The 19953-nt window shown below is 41.6% G+C and carries 17 protein-coding genes and 1 riboswitch; of the genes, 12 read left to right on the top strand and 5 right to left on the bottom strand.

Translation table 11 applies throughout. The annotated features are described in order from the left end of the window. The first annotated feature begins 8 nt into the window (after positions 1-8). The 5 genes from GKR71_RS01695 to aes all read left to right on the top strand — a co-directional run bounded on the left by GKR71_RS01695 (position 9) and on the right by aes (position 7564). A complete protein-coding gene (locus tag GKR71_RS01695) occupies positions 9-902 on the top strand; it encodes a ChaN family lipoprotein (RefSeq protein WP_230085001.1) in 894 nt (297 codons plus the stop codon). Positions 903-1068: 166 nt separating this feature from the next. After that, positions 1069-1842, top strand: coding sequence for an energy transducer TonB (locus GKR71_RS01690; RefSeq protein ID WP_320205277.1), 774 nt, complete (start codon positions 1069-1071; stop codon positions 1840-1842). A 42-nt stretch (positions 1843-1884) separates the two neighbouring features. Beyond that, complete coding sequence (locus GKR71_RS01685; protein ID WP_154633873.1) at positions 1885-4017, top strand: S9 family peptidase; 2133 nt, start codon at positions 1885-1887, stop codon at positions 4015-4017. A gap of 153 nt (positions 4018-4170) precedes the next feature. Next, the gene (locus GKR71_RS01680) at positions 4171-6432 is read left to right on the top strand and encodes a TonB-dependent receptor domain-containing protein (protein WP_036953263.1); all 2262 of its coding nucleotides are present in this window, start codon (positions 4171-4173) and stop codon (positions 6430-6432) included. A 163-nt stretch (positions 6433-6595) separates the two neighbouring features. Beyond that, positions 6596-7564 carry an acetyl esterase gene (aes, locus tag GKR71_RS01675; RefSeq protein WP_154633865.1) on the top strand — a complete coding sequence of 323 codons (969 nt, stop codon included), beginning with the start codon at positions 6596-6598 and terminating at the stop codon, positions 7562-7564. On the opposite strand, the gene xseA is transcribed toward aes, so the two are convergent. Then, a complete protein-coding gene (gene xseA, locus GKR71_RS01670; RefSeq protein ID WP_036953267.1) occupies positions 7553-8920 on the bottom strand; it encodes an exodeoxyribonuclease VII large subunit in 1368 nt (455 codons plus the stop codon). The genes aes and xseA overlap by 12 nt on opposite strands. Before the next feature lie 170 nt (positions 8921-9090). On the opposite strand from xseA, the gene guaB reads away from it, so the two are divergent. Both guaB and guaA read left to right on the top strand, forming a co-directional pair. Further along, entirely contained in the window at positions 9091-10557 is a 1467-nt protein-coding gene (gene guaB, locus GKR71_RS01660) for an IMP dehydrogenase (protein ID WP_036953269.1), read from the top strand. 136 nt (positions 10558-10693) lie between these two features. Beyond that, a complete protein-coding gene (gene guaA, locus GKR71_RS01655; RefSeq protein WP_036953431.1) occupies positions 10694-12271 on the top strand; it encodes a glutamine-hydrolyzing GMP synthase in 1578 nt (525 codons plus the stop codon). A 273-nt stretch (positions 12272-12544) separates the two neighbouring features. Here the strand turns inward: guaA and GKR71_RS01650 are convergent, their stop codons facing one another. After that, entirely contained in the window at positions 12545-12877 is a 333-nt protein-coding gene (locus GKR71_RS01650; protein ID WP_036953354.1) for a hypothetical protein, read from the bottom strand. Between the two features lie 612 nt (positions 12878-13489). Between GKR71_RS01650 and alr the strand changes: the two genes are divergently transcribed. The 5 genes from alr (at position 13490) to rlmA (ending at position 17560) form a co-directional block, all read left to right on the top strand. Further along, on the top strand, positions 13490-14713 hold the full coding sequence (gene alr / locus GKR71_RS01645) for an alanine racemase (RefSeq protein ID WP_036953439.1): 1224 nt from the start codon (positions 13490-13492) through the stop codon (positions 14711-14713). Positions 14714-14925: 212 nt separating this feature from the next. Continuing rightward, positions 14926-15663 carry a phosphatase gene (locus GKR71_RS01640; RefSeq protein WP_036953364.1) on the top strand — a complete coding sequence of 246 codons (738 nt, stop codon included), beginning with the start codon at positions 14926-14928 and terminating at the stop codon, positions 15661-15663. 481 nt (positions 15664-16144) lie between these two features. Then, positions 16145-16342 carry an acid-shock protein gene (locus GKR71_RS01635; protein WP_154633863.1) on the top strand — a complete coding sequence of 66 codons (198 nt, stop codon included), beginning with the start codon at positions 16145-16147 and terminating at the stop codon, positions 16340-16342. A gap of 72 nt (positions 16343-16414) precedes the next feature. Continuing rightward, the gene (locus GKR71_RS01630; protein WP_154599210.1) at positions 16415-16627 is read left to right on the top strand and encodes an acid-shock protein; all 213 of its coding nucleotides are present in this window, start codon (positions 16415-16417) and stop codon (positions 16625-16627) included. Between the two features lie 111 nt (positions 16628-16738). Next, positions 16739-17560 (top strand): 23S rRNA (guanine(745)-N(1))-methyltransferase, encoded by an 822-nt coding sequence (gene rlmA / locus GKR71_RS01625; RefSeq protein WP_154633862.1) that lies wholly within the window; start codon positions 16739-16741, stop codon positions 17558-17560. A gap of 56 nt (positions 17561-17616) precedes the next feature. Here the strand turns inward: rlmA and mntP are convergent, their stop codons facing one another. The 3 genes from mntP to GKR71_RS01610 form a co-directional block, all read right to left on the bottom strand. Next, complete coding sequence (gene mntP / locus GKR71_RS01620; RefSeq protein ID WP_148444745.1) at positions 17617-18198, bottom strand: manganese efflux pump MntP; 582 nt, start codon at positions 18196-18198, stop codon at positions 17617-17619. A 6-nt stretch (positions 18199-18204) separates the two neighbouring features. Continuing rightward, positions 18205-18388, bottom strand: a riboswitch (yybP-ykoY riboswitch). A gap of 152 nt (positions 18389-18540) precedes the next feature. After that, positions 18541-18999 (bottom strand): DUF986 family protein, encoded by a 459-nt coding sequence (locus GKR71_RS01615; protein ID WP_036953374.1) that lies wholly within the window; start codon positions 18997-18999, stop codon positions 18541-18543. 89 nt (positions 19000-19088) lie between these two features. Then, positions 19089-19940: a PTS mannose transporter subunit IID gene (locus tag GKR71_RS01610; protein ID WP_036953376.1), complete on the bottom strand. Its 852-nt coding sequence runs from the start codon at positions 19938-19940 to the stop codon at positions 19089-19091. Between the last annotated feature and the right edge of the window lie 13 nt (positions 19941-19953).

Raw genomic sequence — 19953 nt, 5'->3', positions numbered from 1 at the left:
AAAAGATAATGATATCAGCACGTTCTTTGAATTATTTAACGAAAAACACCTCACTGTTGAGTTTAGGGATGCTTTTCGTTTTGAGTTTCACACAGTTAGGATGTACCTCACAAACACCAAAACCCGCTCAGCAATTAGATCCTCAATTGACACAAGTGGGAAAAATTATTGACTTGGATTCTGGCAAATCCATCACTCCACAGCAGTTAATTCAAGAGCTTGCTGCCTCTCCTCGCGTGATTGTCGGGGAGAAACACGACAATATTTACCATCATCAAATTGAGCAATGGGTCGCCCAGGAAATGCAGCAAATACGTCCTCAAGGTGCGGTGCTGTTGGAAATGCTCACCCCAGATCAACAGAGTCGAGTTAACAATGTCCAAAAACAGATGCAAGGGAACCCGTATATTCGAGATGAAAAACTGCAAGAAATTTTACATTGGAATAGTGGTTGGCCGTGGGCGCAATATGGGGAACTCGTGAAGTATTTACTGGCTCAGCCATCCCCAGTTTTAGCCGCGAATATTAATCGAGATGCTGTGCTGAAGGCTTATGACAATCCGCCTACGATCACAGGAACACATTCAACTCAGCCTGTTATTCAGGAACTGATCAGTGAAACCATTAAACGCTCACACAATGGTGAGTTGGATGATAAACAAGCGAAAAAGATGCTGGTGATCCAGCAACTAAGAGATAGGGCGATGGCTCAAGGATTATTAGATGCTCCGGCTCCCGCATTGTTATTTGCAGGTGGTTATCATGCAACGCGAGCGATTGGTGTGCCGTTACATATGCTCGATTTAGCACCAGATGAGCCATTGAAAGTATTGATTATTTCGGAGCAAGGCGAGGAAATCGATAACTTGCATGCGGATTATGTTTGGTACACGCCTAAATAATCAACAAAGATAAGCAATATGATGATTTAAAATCGTTAATTTTGTGAAGTAATCATCACATTTATTTACAAATAATTTCCATTTGCATTCGTTATTAATTATCATTTGCAACTCTGTAAAAGCACGTAAGATGAATATGAGCACAATAACGTTTGAAAGTGGGTATGTGAGTAGAACTTCCAAAATGGGCGGCTGGCTGGTTTTAGCCGTGGCACTGCATATTGTCATTGTGGGGTTTTTTATCTGGGTAACACACAATGCGCGATGGGAAGAATCCCTGCCGCCGCCCTCGGTGGTGATGGAGTTATCTATCGAAGCACAAGCCAAACAATTAACGGAAGTGAACATTGGTCAAACTCAAGAGCTAGCAGTGGCGAGTGAATCCCATAAAGCACAAGCAGAGGACGCCATTATTCCCACACTGCCTGTTAATGAGCAAGCGGAAGTGCAACTCACGAAAACAACGGCGAAAAAACCAAAGCCTGAGTTGAAAAAGCAGAAACAAGAACAGCAGCAAGTGAAGAAGGTGCAAACCACAGATTCGAAAGCCAGCGATGCGCCAGTGACCAGCGATGCGGCGGCACTTGTCCAAAGCCAGCAAATTGCAGCGGAACTTAATAGCCAGTCCGAAGCCCTCGATAGCCTTCAAAAAGAGTGGGAAGCGATGGTGCTTGGAAAATTGAATAAATATAAACGTTACCCTGAAGATGCAGGAAGGCGTAATCGCGTAGGTAAACCCGTGGTGATGTTTACGGTAGATAGCCAAGGCTTTTTACTTGATAGCAGTCTAGCGAATTCATCAGGCACACGTTCTTTAGACAAAGAAGCGCAGCAGGTGTTATCTCGCGCGGCACCGTTACCCGTACCGCCAGCAGAAATACTTAAGAATGGGCGGATAACAGTCAGGTTACCTATTGATTTTACTCTTAATGATAAATAGATTGGACTCACCATGCGTCATAAAACCATACATAATAAAACCATGAGTAATAGAATCACCACTTATTGCGTGGTCACACTACTTGGGTTATATGCAGCCAGCAGTGCTGCGGAGGACAAAATGCTAGCACCAATAGCGAAAAAACAGCCCCACACTATGTCTATTCATGGGGATCAACGCGTTGATAACTATTATTGGTTAAGAGACGATAACCGTGAAGCTCCTGAGATCCTTGAATATCTGAATCAAGAAAATGCCTACACCACGCAGCAGCTTGAATTGGGGGAGCCATTAAAACAGGAAATTTACGACGAATTATTATCTCGCGTAAAGCAAGATGATGAGTCTGTGCCATACAACTACAATGGCTATACATACCGTTCTCGCGTTGTCGCCGGTAAAAACTATTCCATTTATGAAAGACGCCCAATTAATAGTGATGGCGAATGGACAGTTTTGGTTGATGGTAACCAACGTGCGGAAGGTACTGAATATTACCGAATGGGGGCGCTAGCCATTTCCCCCGATAACACCACGATAGCGATCGCTGAAGACCGCCAAGGTCGTAATGATTATGCAGTTTCGTTCCGTAAAGTTGATGATGCAAAGTGGCAAGAAAATGTTCTAACTAACACTTCCGGTAATATTGTGTGGGCAAATGACAACCGCACACTGTTTTATGTTAATAAAGACAAGCAAACACTATTGCCTTATCAAGTGGTTAAGCACCAATATGGAACAGCGCAATCCGCTGATAAATTGGTGTATGAAGAAAAAGATGATACTTACTTCGTCAGTTTAGCTAAATCCACCTCCAAAGATTATATTCTGATTGGGATCACCAGCACCGAAACCTCAGAATATCGTCTTTTGGATGCAAACCAACCTGAACGTGATGCGATAGTGCTACAACCTCGCAAAACAGGTGTGGAATATTACCCTGATCATTTTAACGGCAAATTCTATATTCGCTCTAATCATCAGCATCCATTATTCGGGCTGTATATTGCGGATAATGCCACGGCACCATGGGTAAGCTTTATCGCGCCTCGTGATGATGTCGACCTTGAAGATTTTGCGTTATTTAATAACTGGTTGGTGATTGAAGAGCGCCAAAACGGCTTAGTGAATATTCGACAAATTAGTTGGTTAACCCACAAAGAGCATTCTGTGAGCTTTGATGATCCGGCTTATATGGCGTGGATTGGTAACAACCCAGAGCCAGATACGGATAAATTACGCTACGGCTACTCCTCCATGACAACACCATCCTCGGTGTATGAAATTAATATGCTGACTCAAGAGAAACAGCTATTAAAACAAGAGGAAGTGAAGGATTTCAATAAAGCGAATTATCAAAGTGAACGTATTTGGATCACTGCTCAAGATGGAGTGAAAGTACCGGTTTCGTTAGTTTATCGCAAAGATAGTTTCAAACAAGGTAAAAACCCACTTCTGGTTTACGGTTACGGTGCATATGGATATGGTATCGATCCGTCATTTAGTTCTTCTCGCTTATCCCTGCTTGATCGCGGATTTGTGTATGCTATTGCCCATATTCGTGGTGGAGGGGACTTAGGAAAGAATTGGTACATTCAGGGTAAAACCGTCCATAAGATGAACACCTTTACGGACTTCATTGATGTGACTAATGCCTTGTTGACGCAAGGCTATGGGGAAAAAGGTCATGTCTATGCCATGGGCGGTAGCGCAGGTGGCTTACTGATGGGCGCTGTTGTCAATATGGCACCTGATCTGTATGAAGGTGTGGTTTCTGCAGTGCCATTTGTTGATGTTGTCACGACCATGCTTGACCCTTCAATTCCACTGACTACAGGGGAATATGATGAGTGGGGTAATCCAGAGAATGAGGAAGATTACTGGCGCATTAAAGCCTATAGCCCATATGACAATATCAAAGCCCAACATTACCCGCATATTTTGGTCACCACAGGGCTGCATGATTCTCAAGTACAATATTGGGAGCCTGCAAAGTGGGTAGCAAAACTGCGAGAGCTGAAACAAGGCAATTCTTTATTGTTATTAGAAACCAATATGAATGCCGGACACGGTGGAAAATCCGGCCGCTTTAATGCTTTGGATGATATTGCGAGAGAATATAGCTTTATTCTGATGTTAGAAAATAAAGCAAAATATTTTCCAGATTTAAAATAGCGTTACCCATAATAATTAGCCAAAAATAAGGCTATTAAGGATCAGCTGTACGGTTTATAAACACTGTAGCTGATCCTATTCGCAGACATTATTTTTATTCTGCGTTTGCAATGTGAGCGACTGTTTTATCAGTACGTTTACAGGAATGGTTTAATGAATAATAAAATAATAATCATGGTGGCTGGGACTATTTCCGCTGGCTTCCACGGCTTCGCTTTGTCTGAAAACACACAGCAGACAAATAAACAGAAAGATGATGTGGTTAATTTTAGCCAATTAAAAGTGTCGGGCGCGCAAAAACAAACGCCGTTGGTCAAAGCATTGGAAAAACCAGGCGCCTATAGCGCAGTCGGCACCGAAAATAAATTGCAATCCATGGATAAGATTATCCGTTCGATGCCCGGAACCTATACCCAAATGGATGCGAGCCAAGGCACCATCAATGTGAATATTCGCGGGCTGAGTGGCTTTGGGCGCGTAAACATGATGGTGGATGGTGTCACACAAAGCTATTACGGAATATCGCCGAGTAAATTCACTCACGGTATGCAGCCGAGTAATGACTTTGGTTCACTTATTGACCCTAACTTTATTGTGGAGGTTGAGGTAGAAAAGGGGCAATTGAATGGCAGCAACAGCGTTAACGCCTTAGCGGGAAGCGCCAACTTTCGAACCTTATCGATTGATGATGTGATTTTCAAAGATAATTTGTGGGGAGTACGTAGCAAAGGGAGCTGGGGAGATAATGGACTCGGCTATAACGGCATGGTTTCTGTCGCGGGAAAATCATTATTAAATGAGGGTGATGGGTATTTTGGCGGCTTAATTGCCGTGAGTGGGCACAATATCCCAGGCAGTTATAAAAATGGTGATGGATTTGATACAGATGAATTTGCAACGGATCCGACATTCAAACAAAAACCGCAATCCCAATTAACCAAATTAAAATATAAACCGAATGATAGCCATGAAGTCGAATTCAGCGGTCGATTTTTACAAAATAAATTAACCAGCCGTAAGATTAATAGTGAAGATTATTATCTTAAATATAAATACACGCCAATTAACGAATTGATTGATGTGGAAGTGCTGGCGAGCCATGGATTTAATACCCAAAAATTCCAAGGTGAGCCAATTGGTGGTGCATTAAAAGACGCCGAATCAGAGAATAAATCTGACAGTATTAATATTTCCAATACCAGCCGTTTTTCTTATGGTGACACTGATTTTAAGTGGCAGATTGGTTCGAAATTAATGAAGACCAAATACCAAAAAATCACAAAGCCTGTAGAAGATCCAAATACGATTACTTACAACCCATTCTCGCCGAGTGGCACACAAGATATTGCGAGCTTGTATACGCAATTTGAGGCGCAGTACGATATTTATACTGCTACATTCGACCTCAATTATTTAAATTATCGCGTTCAAGGGTATAAACCCGCTTGTGATGAAACTGAGAAATGCTTCCCTCAAGAAGCCAGTACGTTAAATTTACGAGAAAGTGGTATTAACCCAGGAGTGTTAGTTTCGGCACAAATTATTCCTGAATTTCAGCCATTTGTGAGTTACGCGCATTCGATGCGTGCGCCAAATTCTCAAGAAGCCTTTTTCTCCCAAAATGGCGGTCAGAGTATGAATCCATTCTTAAAAGGGGAAAAAGCACAAACTTGGCAAATTGGTTTTAATAGTTTCAAGCCGGACCTAGTGGTGGAAGGAGACCAATTTAACCTAAAAGCACTGTGGTTCCATACTCATATTAAAGACTACATTACCAGTAAATCCTTCATGTTATGCCGTGCAACCTCTCAAGAAGAATTTGATTGGTGCTTAATTAACGATGATGTGTGGGATAAAGAAAATCCAGATATTTTTCAACGTGCTGATATGTATGTGAACGACCCTCGAGATGTTAATTTGCGCGGTTATGAGTTGCAAGCTAACTACGATGCTGGCGTGTTTTACTCCATGGTTTCTTACACCAAAGAGTCTGGCAAACAACCAGTATCAATCAACAGTACATCGGTATTTAGTGCAGGGGACTTTACTCAATTACCTGAATATTACGTGACTTTAGATTCGGGAGTTCGCCTGTTTGATGAAAAACTGACCGTAGGCTCGACAGTGACATGGACGGGTCCATCTAAACGTATCAGTCCAATTCCTGACGGTGACATGAACGGGGATGCAATGACGGAAAAGTATGAAAAACAGCCAACTATCGTTGATCTGTACGCAGACTATGAAATCAATAAACATTTCAAATTAATGATGGCGATTAATAACCTCACTAATGAAAACTACACCGACGTGCTAAACCGTGCGAACTCTGGCGCAGTGATGGAAGAACGCGGCAGAAACAATGAAACGGGAAGAGGGCGCAGTTATATGATTGGCGGTCAAGTGCGCTTCTAATCAGGAAATTGCTAACGGAAAGCGTTTAGTATTATTTTTAGTCTTACTTTCTAAGGAAGATTGATAGGCTTATTATCTAAACGCTTTTCAATATTGGATACTCGACTCTCAGTTTATCCCTTTGGATTCATTACAATCAACTAATAAAAGTATGGAGATTGCAATGAAAACTATCAATAAAATCAATGTGCTTGATTTAATTTCGCCAGAAATGCAAAAAGTTATTCAATATTATGAACAACAGATACCAGCTGAGCCAACTGATGGAAGCTATGACGCTCAGCGTATTGCTTATAACGAAGATCGCCGTTATTGGAACGCCAACGCACCTGAACTTTTTCGTGTTGAAAACATGACGGTTAAAACCGTCAAAGGTGACGTTGTCACGAAAATTTATCACCCTATTGAACATACACCTGCCACACTGTTTTATCTACACGGTGGCGGGTTTATCCTCGGCAATCTTGATACTCATGACCGAATTATGCGTTTATTAGCGTTGTATTCTGGCTGTACGGTCATCGGTATTGATTATTCACTTTCCCCTGAAGCACGTTATCCTCAAGCGATTGAAGAAGCGACGGCGGTATGCCAGTTTTATTATCAACATGCTGAAAAATATGCGCTAAATATGCATCACATTGGATTTGCGGGGGATTCTGCTGGCGCGATGTTATCTCTTGCTACCGTGTTATGGTTGCGAGATAAACGAATCTACTGTGGTGATATCTGCGCAGTTTTACTGTGGTATGGGTTATATGGTTTACAAGATTCCGGCAGCCGCCGTTTATATGGTGGTGAATGGGATGGGCTAAGACGAGAAGAACTCCAAGAGTATGACAATGCATACTTAGGCGAACAAGGAAGCCGTGAAGAACCTTACTATTGCTTGTTCAATAACGATCTTACGCGAGATGTTCCACCATGTTTTATTGCAAGTGCGGAATATGACCCGTTACTTGATGATAGCGCAACATTATTTCAAACGCTCCAATCACATAAAATACCTTGTGAATATAAAATGTATCCAGGAGTGCTACATGCCTTTTTGCATTATTCGCGCCTTATGCCAACGGCAGATAGCGCCATTCGAGATGGCGCGGAATATTTTAAAAAACGGCTATTTGGGTGATTTTTTTGCTCGAACCTTCTGAATATTGGTAACTTGGCTTTCAACCCATCCATCATTTAAGCGAGTTTTGAGCTGTTGACCTAATTTCACCTGGCTGGTTTTTTTTAATACCGCGCCATCCGTGGTTTCGCTGATACTGAAACCTCGGGCGAGGGTAGCAAGAGGGCTGACAGCCTCCATTTTTGAGCAGGCAACAGCAAAACGCTGGCGGTAGTTATTCACTAACTGGGTCAGCATATTCTGCAAATGGTATTGAGTTTGCTGCAATTGGCGCTGTTGGCGTTGCAATTGAGGGCGCAGGTCATTTTGCATCAAACGGCGTTGGTTTTTATCGAATGTAAAGGAGGCAAATTGTAGCTGGCGGCTGATGGCATTGGTCAGTTTTTGGCGTAAGGCTGAAAGCTGATTTTGTTGCCGAGCAAGGCGTAATTGTGGGTGTTGCTGCTGTAAACGGTGCTGAAGACGTGCGAAACGTTGCTGCTGAGCTGCCAAATAATAATCCATCGCCATCTCTAGGTGCTGTTGCCCTGATTTCAATTGGCGAAGCATTTCTGTTTGATTGCGACTGACAAGCTCTGCGGCTGCAGATGGCGTAGGTGCGCGTACGTCGGCAACATAATCGGCGATGGTCACATCCGTTTCATGCCCAACGGCGCTTATGATTGGTAATCGGCTAGCAAAAATAGCGCGCGCTACGACCTCTTCGTTGAATGCCCATAAATCTTCCAGTGACCCGCCTCCACGCCCCACAATGAGAACGTCGCATTCATTGCGTAGGTTTGCCAGCTCGATGGCTCTGGCGATTTGTGCCGGCGCTAAATCCCCTTGAACTGCCGTCGGGTAGATAACTACGGGTAGGGATGGATCACGGCGATGCAGGATATTTAAAATGTCATGCAGGGCAGCACCGGTTGCAGAGGTAATAATCCCCACACGTTTTGCTGGAGATGGTAAGGCCTGCTTGTGAATAACATCAAATAGCCCTTGGGCATTGAGGGTTTGTTTGAGTAGCTCAAAGCGCTGTTGCAATAAACCTTCACCAGCGGGCTGCATGCTTTCAATGATTAGCTGATAGTCTCCACGCGGCTCATACAGTGTGACAGTGGCACGGACTAACACCTGTTGCCCATTTTGCGGACGGAAAGTGACGCGAGTATTTTGCCCACGGAACATCGCCGCGCGAACTTGGGCACGATCATCTTTGAGTGTCAGGTACCAATGTCCCGAACTTGGTTGCGAAAAATTGGATATTTCGGCCGTTAACCAAATTCGTCCCATTTGGGTATCAAGAAGTTCTCTTACCGTTTGGTTGAGCTTGCTGACTGAGTAAATTGCGCTATTTTGTTGAGTCGACATGTGAGCTAGATCAAACTTTAAAACAATGACTTAATTGACTGATACTAACGTAGCCGACGGACTTATCAAGTTTTTTTTGAAAAAAGTGCTGGAAGCAACCGATTACGGTGTGTATAATGCCGCGGCAATATTTTATACCTTTCATAACGCTGCCTGGTGGGATATTGCCTATGTTACGCATTAAAAAAGAAGCACTAACTTTCGACGATGTTTTACTCGTCCCTGCACACTCAACTGTACTGCCAAACACGGCAGATCTGTCCACTCAACTGACCGCAAAAATCCGCCTGAACATTCCTATGCTCTCCGCAGCGATGGATACTGTCACCGAATCTGATCTGGCTATCGCACTGGCTCAAGAAGGTGGTATTGGATTTATCCATAAAAACATGTCCATTGAGCGCCAAGCTGAAGAAGTCCGTCGTGTGAAAAAACATGAAAGCGGCGTCGTGACTGATCCTGTCACTGTTACCCCAGAAACCACAATTCGTGAAGTGCAAGAAATGGCTGAACGTAATGGTTTCGCGGGTTATCCTGTGGTTTCTAAAGATAATTCTTTAGTGGGTATTATTACAGGTCGTGACGTACGTTTCGTGACGGATTTAGACCAACCAGTAACTGCGGTGATGACGCCAAAAGAGCGTTTAGTCACCGTGAAAGAAGGCGAAGCACGCGAAGTCGTTTTACAAAAAATGCATGAGCAACGTGTTGAGAAAGCCTTAGTTATCGATGATAACTTCCATCTGTTAGGTATGATCACCGTTAAAGATTTCCAAAAAGCAGAACGTAAACCAAACGCATGTAAAGACGAGCAAGGTCGTCTGCGTGTGGGTGCGGCTGTTGGTGCCGGCGCAGGTAACGAAGAACGTGTTGATGCACTGGTTGCAGCAGGCGTTGACGTTCTGCTCATTGACTCATCACACGGTCATTCTGAAGGGGTTTTACAGCGTATTCGTGAAACTCGCCAAAAATACCCTGATTTGCAAATCATTGGTGGTAACGTTGCAACAGCGGAAGGCGCGAAAGCGTTAGCAGACGCTGGCGTTAGCGCAGTGAAAGTGGGGATCGGCCCAGGTTCAATTTGTACGACTCGTATCGTGACTGGTGTGGGTGTACCTCAAATCACGGCAATTGCTGAAGCCGCGGGTGCATTAGAAGGCACTGGCATTCCTGTTATTGCAGATGGTGGTATCCGCTTCTCTGGCGATATCTCTAAAGCTATCGCGGCAGGTGCAGCGTGTGTGATGGTCGGTTCCATGTTTGCAGGTACCGAAGAATCTCCGGGTGAAACTATCCTGTTCCAAGGTCGTACCTATAAAGCATACCGCGGCATGGGTTCTCTGGGGGCAATGTCTAAAGGTTCTTCAGACCGTTATTTCCAATCTGATAATGCAGCAGATAAACTGGTGCCTGAAGGTATCGAAGGTCGCGTGGCTTACAAAGGTCGCTTAAAAGAGATCATTCACCAACAAATGGGTGGCTTACGCTCATGTATGGGTCTGACAGGCTGCGGTACTATCGATATGCTGAGAACGAAAGCTGAATTCGTGCGTATCAGTGGAGCAGGTATTCAAGAAAGCCACGTTCATGATGTGACTATCACTAAAGAGTCTCCTAACTATCGCTTAGGGCAGTAATTATTGTTTAGGATAATAACGCCATTTCGGGGTGCTATTATCTTTTAAAACAGTAATCAAAAAGTTTCAGGGTGGCGCCCATATTGATGGCGTCACCACCTTTTATTTTGACTTGAATTGCTGGAATTCTCCTCAAATGACTACAAATATCCATAAGCATCGCATTCTTATCCTTGATTTCGGCTCTCAGTATACTCAGCTGATTGCGCGTCGTATCCGTGAAATTGGCGTCTACTGTGAACTGTGGGCGTGGGATGTAACCGAAGAGCAAATCAGAGAGTTTAATCCTAACGGGATTATCTTGTCTGGTGGCCCAGAAAGTACGACAGAAGCGGATAGCCCACGTGCACCAGAGTATGTATTTAATGCGGGCGTCCCTGTTTTAGGTATCTGCTACGGCATGCAAACTATGTCCATGCAATTAGGTGGTGCGGTTGAAGTGTCTGGCGAACGTGAGTTTGGTTATGCGAACGTTGAAATTCTGGAAGATTGCGACCTGTTCCGCGGCATCCAAGATGCGCTGAACGAAGATGGCAAGCCAGTTTTAGATGTGTGGATGAGCCATGGCGATAAAGTGACCGCTATCCCGTCTAGCTTCAAAACGATTGCAAGCACGCCAAGCTGTCCATATGCCATCATGGCTGACGTTGAGAAGCGTTTCTACGGTGTTCAGTTCCACCCAGAAGTGACTCACACTCATCAAGGTTTAAATATTTTAAAACGTTTCGTATTGGATCTGTGCCAATGTGAAGCGCTGTGGACATCAGCCGCAATTATCGAAGATACCGTTGCTCGCCTGAAAGAACAAATCGGTGATGACCATGTTCTGTTAGCACTGTCTGGCGGTGTGGATTCTTCTGTTACTGCGCTATTATTAAATCGTGCGATTGGTAAGCGCCTGACCTGCGTATTCGTTGATAACGGTTTATTGCGTTTAAATGAAGCTGACCAAGTCATGGAAATGTTCCAAGGTAAATTTGACCTGAACATCATCCACGCGAAAGCAGAAGACCGCTTTATGAACGCACTGGCTGGCATTTCAGATCCAGAAGCTAAGCGTAAGAAAATTGGTCACGTATTTATCGAAGTGTTCGATGAAGAGTCGTCTAAGCTGCCAAATATCAAATGGTTGGCTCAAGGAACGATTTACCCAGATATTATCGAGTCTGCGGCATCAGCAACAGGTAAAGCGCACGTTATTAAATCTCACCATAACGTGGGTGGCTTACCGGAAGATATGAAGCTGGGTCTGGTTGAACCTTTGAAAGAGCTGTTCAAAGATGAAGTGCGTAAGATTGGTCTGGAGTTAGGCCTGCCATACGATATGCTGTATCGTCATCCATTCCCAGGCCCAGGTTTAGGTGTTCGTGTTCTGGGCGAAGTGAAGAAAGAGTATTGTGATCTGCTACGTCGCGCAGATGCTATCTTTATCGAAGAGCTGCACAAAGCGGATCTGTACAATAAAGTTAGCCAAGCATTCACCGTATTCTTACCAGTGCGCTCTGTTGGCGTAATGGGTGATGGTCGTAAGTATGACTGGGTTGTTTCTCTGCGTGCAGTTGAAACCATCGACTTTATGACTGCTCACTGGGCTCACTTGCCATATGACTTCTTAGGTCGCGTGTCTAATCGCATTATCAATGAAGTGAATGGCATTTCCCGCGTAGTTTATGACATCAGTGGCAAGCCACCAGCGACCATTGAGTGGGAATAATAGAGTTATTGTTGATAACAATGTTTAGTTGTCGATAAATTCAAAGGCATCAGTTAGTTACTGGTGCCTTTTTGTTTTTTCATTAATTGAATTACCATTCTAGCTCTTTACCTTTGTTGCTAATGTATTGCTTTGAGATTAGTTGCTGCTTTCTACCTTGTCATTTCCTTAATTTTTTCAACGTAGACTCATTGAACTCCATTCTTATTCATAGCGTCCTTAAATAGGGACACAGCCAGTATAAAGATGATTTAAAGTCCATATTAGTGAACTTTAAATATGAGTTGCTTTCTTTCTAGGAACAATAGCCCCTAACGAATAGCATAGGCCAGTTAGCCCTGCGAGGCTTAACGGCAAAATCATGACGCTATCATTTTTGAGTGGGTTATCTAGGTTAAACATAATCACGATTAAAAATAAATTACTCGCAAAGGTGGCGGCGGTATAGATAACAGCCACCTTTTGAGGTAAACGAATTAACGAAAAATTTTCGGCAAACTTATCAAAATGCTCCCAAATAAGGTGAATAACTAAGTAAGCAAGAATAAGCGTAAAGTAAAATATGCTGAGTGCTTGTGTTGTTTGTGGATGGAAAAACTCAATCATATTTTATCGAGATATAGATGAAAATAACGCTGAGTATAGCCGCTAGAATATAAATATTAGTGGTTGTTAAAATCAGAGATGGAACGATAAGCGATATAGCACCATTGAGTGCTAAGGCGGAACCAACTCCTCCTGTAAGAGGATTCATTATCTTTTGAATTATCCAATTCATAGTTTCCCTTATTAGTTAAAATAACGTGCGTTAAAAACGAGATAACGGAACAGTCAACAAGGCTGAGGATTAAAACACAAGCCCCAAACACAAACGCACCCAGAATAATATTATCCAAAAAGAAAAACATACCCCGAACAAGGTAATTTAAAGCAGAAAAAATGATTATGAGAGCAGCCTCGTAAAAAACATTATTGAGGCAGTTTAGAGGTAGTTGTATTGCAGTAAACAAGATATGAGAAAAGAAATTCCAGAGTGACTTTCATTATAAATTCACTTAAAGTGATTTTTTATTCAAATGTTGGTAATTATTGCTTGTTCAATTAATTCATATTGTTATTATCAGTAGTCTATATACATCGAAAGTATATGTTCACTCCCCGTAATCATAATAATAAAGGTGAGGGGAAACTCACTGATCCATGGCTAAGGATAACAACGTGGCATTTCGTCTGAAATATCTTGCTCTTCTTCCTCTGCTGGTGGCGACTGCATGTCAGCAACCTGCGAAAACCAACATCATAGAAACCCCATCTGCACAGATTCAACCTGCACTAGTTAATAATGCATGGATAGAAATTTCTCACAGTGCATTGGATTACAATATCAAGAAAGTACAAGCATTATTGGGTGATAAAGCGGGAATGTGTGCTGTTTTAAAAGGGGATGCATATGGGCATGACCTGACGTTAGTTACCCCAGTAATGATTGAAAATAATGTTCAATGCATTGGGCTAACTAGCAACACAGAATTGAAGCAAGTTCGTGATTTAGGCTTTAAAGGTCGTTTAATGCGAGTGCGTAACGCCACTGAAAAAGAAATGGCTCAAGCCACTGAATTTAATGTAGAAGAATTAATTGGTAACTTGGAAATGGCGCAGCGCTTAAATGCGGTAGCGGCAAAACAGGGCAAAGTTATTCCGATTCACCTTGCATTGAACTCGGCAGGAATGTCACGAAATGGTTTGGAAGTCAGTAATACTGAAGGATTGCAACAAGCTAAGCTAATCTCGCAGTTACCTAATTTAAAAATCGTCGGGATTATGTCTCACTATCCTGAAGAGGATGAAGCACAAATCCGAAAAGATCTGGCTAAATTCAAAAAAGAGTCTCAACAAGTTCTGAATGTGACAGGATTGAAACGCGAAGATGTTACTCTGCATGTTGCGAATACTTATGCAACATTGACCGTACCAGAATCGTGGTTGGATATGGTGCGTGTTGGTGGTATTTTTTATGGTGATACGGTTGCCACTAAGGACTACAAACGCGTGATGACATTTAAATCGAATATTGCGGCGGTGAATCACTATCCGAAAGGAAATACCGTTGGTTATGACAGAACTTATACACTGAAGCGTGATTCTGTATTAGCAAATATTCCTGTCGGTTATGCGGATGGCTACCGTCGCGTATTCAGTAATGCTGGGCATGTTTTAATCAATGGGCAACGTGTGCCTGTTCTTGGAAAAACATCCATGAATACTGTGATGGTCGATGTTACTGATATTAAAAATGTACAACCAGGAGATGAGGTTGTCTTTTTTGGTAAACAAGGAAAAGGGGAAATAACCGCTGAAGAGGTTGAAGATATTAGCGGCGCGCTGTTTACTGAAATGTCCATATTATGGGGTGCAACCAATAAGCGTATTTTGGTTAACTAAACCATATTTAGTGAATAAAAGCCCGCACGAATGAAGCGGGCTTTTTTATTGGCTAAATAGGAGTCAGATAAACTGCAATTTACAATAGAGATCCGATAAGTGCGGTTTAACAGAATTGTTATCGAATCCTTGGTGGCGATATGTTAGCTTGGGATAACCTTTTCAATCTGAATAATGTCAGAAGGCAAATAGAAGAATTAGAAGGATATTTTATGTATCAAGTTGATTTACATGCGCACACCATTGCCAGCACCCATGCATTTAGCACTGTTAATGAATACTTTGCGGAAGCTGCCGCTCGAGGAATGAAACTATTTGCCATTACCGATCATGGCCCTGAAATGCAAGATGCCCCACATGAATGGCATTTTGGCAATATGCCAATATTGCCGCGCATTGTTAATGGTGTTGGTTTGTTATATGGAATTGAAGCAAACATTAAAAATAAGCAGGGTGAGACAGACTGCAATGAAAAGATTGCTCGTCATCTAGATATTATTCTAGCAGGATTCCATGAGCCAGTTCTAGAACCACAAAGTCTAGAAGACAATACAGAAGCGATGATTGCGACTATTCGTAGCGGAAAAGTGCAAATTATTACTCACCCTGGCAACCCTAAATACCCAATTGATATTAAAGCTGTAGCCCAAGCTGCTAAAGAGAGCAACGTAGCACTAGAGATGAATAACTCCTCTTTCTTGCATTCTAGAGCGGGTAGTAAGAAGAACTGCATAGAAATAGCGAAAGCGGTGAAAGAAGCAGGCGGTTGGGTTGCTTTAGGCTCAGATTCACATCATGTCAGTTATTTAGGGCGTTTTGATGAAGTGGTTGAGATGTTGAAATCCATTGATTTTCCAGAGTCCCGGATTTTGAATACCACACCACGCCGTGTTTTAGACTTTTTAGAGGCTCATGGACGTAAACCGATTCCTGAGTTTGCTCATTTTTAATTTTTAAATTGAATATAGTGAATTTAAAGCCATTCAAAGTTGAATGGCTTTTTTGTTTAAAGTAAACAGAAATAGTTATTTTTAGATAAAAATAAAAGTCAGCCTATCTTCAAAAAAAGAAACTTTATTAAATTGGCAAGATGAAAAGTGAATTTTTTAAAAAAATGAAGAAAAAATAGATATCAAATAAATTGGAATGAAGATGATTTTCAAAATCAAAAAATTAACACCAAGATTTATTTTAATTTATCTGTTTGATATGTATTGAAAAATAAAATTATTGGCAAGTTAAAAAACGATTAAAAATTAATCTTTAAAAGTAAATGGAGTATCAACAAAATTAAAATATTTATTCATTAAAATAACCTATAAAAAACTTAAGAATCTTTAATATTCTCCTATTGCGAAATGATCTGTAGATATGATTTATTAATGTGGCAAGAACATCCTTGCTTAATAAATTAATCTTAAGGTACTTAGTATGAAAAAGTTATTAGCAATCGCAACTGTATTGTCATTAGCTATTTCTGGTGCTGCATTAGCAAATACAACAACCAAAACTGAGCCAGTAGCGCCAATTGCTGTCGCTCATCACTCAGCGAAAGCTCATCACGCAAAAGTGAAAACTGAGAAAAAAGTGAGTGCAACTAAAGATAAAAGTGCCGAAAAAGCCATTTAAATTTTTAGCTACACCAAAATATAAGTTTTATATCAATTACTCGTTAGTTTGAATTTAAATAAGGCGTTCAAAATGAAAAAATTATTAGCAATCGCGACTGTTCTGTCATTAGCTGTTTCTGGTGCTGCATTAGCAAATACCACTGCAAAAACTGAACATGTAAACCATGGTGTGAAAACGCACGAAGTTGCCAAAGCAGAGCATGGTAAAAAAGAAGTTAAAAAGAGTGAAGTGAAACAGTCAGGTGAAGTCAAAGCACCTGAAGCGGCTAAAGCAGGTAAATAAGTTCGCTATACTCCTCTAGATTACGTCACGGTGCCATGGGGTATAATTCCATGGCGCTGCTTGACAGCTTATATGGTATACTGAGCATTATTTTTAAATCAGTGTAACCATATGAATTATCAATGCCCCTTGTGTTTTAAACCCCTCAATTTAATTAACAGTAGCTATCGTTGTGAAGCAAATCACCAGTTTGATTGTGCCAAAGAGGGTTATGTTAACTTGCTCCCTGTACAGCATAAGCGTTCTAAAGATCCAGGTGATAGCCTAGAAATGATGGTTTCTCGTCGTCAGTTTTTAGATGCGGGTCATTATCAGCCAATGCGCGATAAGGTCGCTGACAAGCTCGCTCAATATCTACCTGAGAGCAGTGAAAATATACTCGATATCGGTTGTGGGGAAGGGTATTACACTGATCATTTTGCTCAGTCATTAAAGGCGGCATCTAAATCTGTTAGTGTGTATGGGCTGGATGTATCGAAAGTGGCAATCCGTTTTGCTGCTAAGCGCTATAAATCAGTTAATTTCTGTGTTGCTTCAAGTCATCGTTTACCGTTTGCGGATTCGAGTTTGAGTGCCATTATTCGTATTTATGCACCCTGTAAGGCGCAAGAATTAAGCCGAGTATTAACACCAATGGGAATTTTAATTACGGTAACGCCGGCAGCAGAACATCTGCAAGAATTAAAAGCCTTGATTTATGATGAAGTGAAATTACACCCTGCAAAAGACGAAGACCTTCCAGACTTTAAATTGATTGATGAGACTCGCTTAAATTATGTGATGGATCTTGAAGGAGAAGAGGCATTTGCATTGTTAGAGATGACGCCGTTTGCATGGCGAGCTTCTGAAGAGGTGAAACAGCAATTAAAGCAGGAAAACGTGAAAGATTATACTGCTGATTTTCTGATCCGAGTTTATCAATATAAAGACTAAAACCCGTATTAAATCTCAAACTGTTCCCCCTGAATGACTCAGGGGGAACAGGAAGATCATGGTGCGTACATAAATAATTCGAGATGCTCAAAGAGGATATTAAATCCAATCGCAATAAGCACCAGCCCGCCTAAAATCTCTGCTTTTTTTCCTAATAATGGACCTACGTAACGGCCAATCATCATTCCAATTGTGGCCATTATCATCGTGGTTAAGCCGATAGTCATCGCTGTATGGACGATATCTACTTGCAGGAAAGCCAGACCTAAACCAATTGCCATAGCATCAAGACTGGTGGCGATGGCAGATAACACTAAATTTCCTGCACTGTGACTAGATGGTTTAGCGCAGCAATCTTCATCTTTGGTGGTTAGACTTTGCCAGATCATACGTCCGCCAAGAATGAATAGCAGGGCAAACGCAATCCAGTGATCCCAACGGATAACATACTGGCTGGCTAAAATACCAATGCCCCAGCCAATGATCGGTGTGATAGCTTCAATAAAACCAAAGATAAAGCCAGTACGAAGAATTTCACGAAAACGAGGTTTATGGAGCACTGCGCCCTTACAAATAGCGACAGCGAAAGCATCCATAGAGAGCGCGAAGGCGAGGATGAGAGTTGCGTAAAAGCTCATAACAATAATCTCGGTTGGGTGTTTCCATATACACATAAATTACCCCCAACCAAAAGGCGTATTTATGTGTCTATGGTCTTGCCAACCAATAAATGGCATCCGCACCACGTTTAAAAACAAACGAGTATGTTGACACGGATTTTCTGGAAAGAATACATTCCAGAACAGGCTACTCCCCAATGACGTGGGACGAAAGATATCATAGATTTTAATAAAGGCAAAATATTAATTATTAATAAATATATTTTTTAAATGAGAATAATTTTCATTTTCGATATTAACAAAGTTAAGGTTAATTAAACATTTAATTAACCTTAATATTTATACCAATATATAAAGTAGTTATTTATGATTAATAAAAAAATCATAAATCTTTTGTAAATCATCAAGATGGTTGACTTGAATATGGACTTTCTTTTGCTCTAATCCAATCATTAAAATACCATCTTCAGATAAATTCATTGTTTTAATTCGCTCATATAAAATAAACGTATTGGCTAAATAAAAGCCGGTTTGTTTAAAAAATACTTTTGGGCGACGAATAAAAGCTAAATAAATAGCCATAAAAATAGTAATCATTAATAAATAAGTGGTTAATAAATTACCATGTCGAACAATATTTGTATAAATGACTATACAAATGAGAACAATAAAAATGATGGCATCCACTCGATGTTTACGTTTTAAGTTAACTTTTAATAGAGTTTTGCCTTTTAGTGTTCCTTGAATAAATTCATCATAGATTGCGTATACAAGCATGATCAAAATGATAATGGCTAAAACGACATCATTTAAGGTCATTTGAGTACCCATGACTAAGTGGACGAATTACCAAGCTTAAAAGTAAAAAAGGGAGGCTGCAACCTCCCTTTTTTATTATTTAACAGAAATTATGGCGCTAAGAAGTTTAACCAAGCACCCAGAATACCTAAACCGAAGAAGCCGATAATGATCCATAAAGCATTCACTTTACGGCGTAACAGCCACATACAGGCGAAGGTCAGCAATAGAGGAACTAATCCAGGCATTAATTGGTCGAGGATCATCTGAACAGTAGTGATATCTTCCACACCCGTGGTTTGGTTTTTGATCCGCGAAACTTCGAGTGGAATGTTGACGTGAGTCCATTTATTGACCAGCGCCCCCATAACAAACAGGCCTAGAATCGATGCTCCTTCTGTCAGTTTTTGCAGGAATCCACCGCCCATATCTTGAACGATATCAATCCCTTTCTTGTAGCCATAGGCCACGCCATAATAGCGAGTTAACAGACGTACAAGGTTAAACAGAACGAAGAACAGTACAGGACCTAACAAGCTACCTGTCATCGCGATACCAGCACCCAGAGCAGCGAATACAGGGCGCACAGTTCCCCAGAAAATTGGGTCACCCACACCGGCCAATGGTCCCATTAGACCGACTTTGATACCGTTGATTGCACCATCGTCGATGTCCGCGCCATTAGCACGTTCTTCTTCCATCGCCATCGTTACACCCAAAATAGGCGCAGCAACGTAAGGATGGGTATTGAAGAACTCTAAGTGACGTTTAATCGCTTGTTTACGGTCATCATTATTTTCTGGGTATAAGCGACGGATCACGGGAACCATTGAGAAACAGAAACCCAGAGCCTGCATACGTTCAAAGTTCCATGAACCTTGGAATAAGTTAGAACGTAAGAAAACCCCACGAATATCGCTTTTTGTCAGCCGTTTTTCAGTAGATTGAGTTTGTTCAACCATTTTTACGTTCCTT

This window comes from Providencia sp. wls1922 (assembly GCF_009706505.1).
GTDB classification, from domain to species: Bacteria; Pseudomonadota; Gammaproteobacteria; order Enterobacterales; family Enterobacteriaceae; genus Providencia; species Providencia lanzhouensis.
This window is presented reverse-complemented; position numbering and strand designations above follow the sequence as displayed.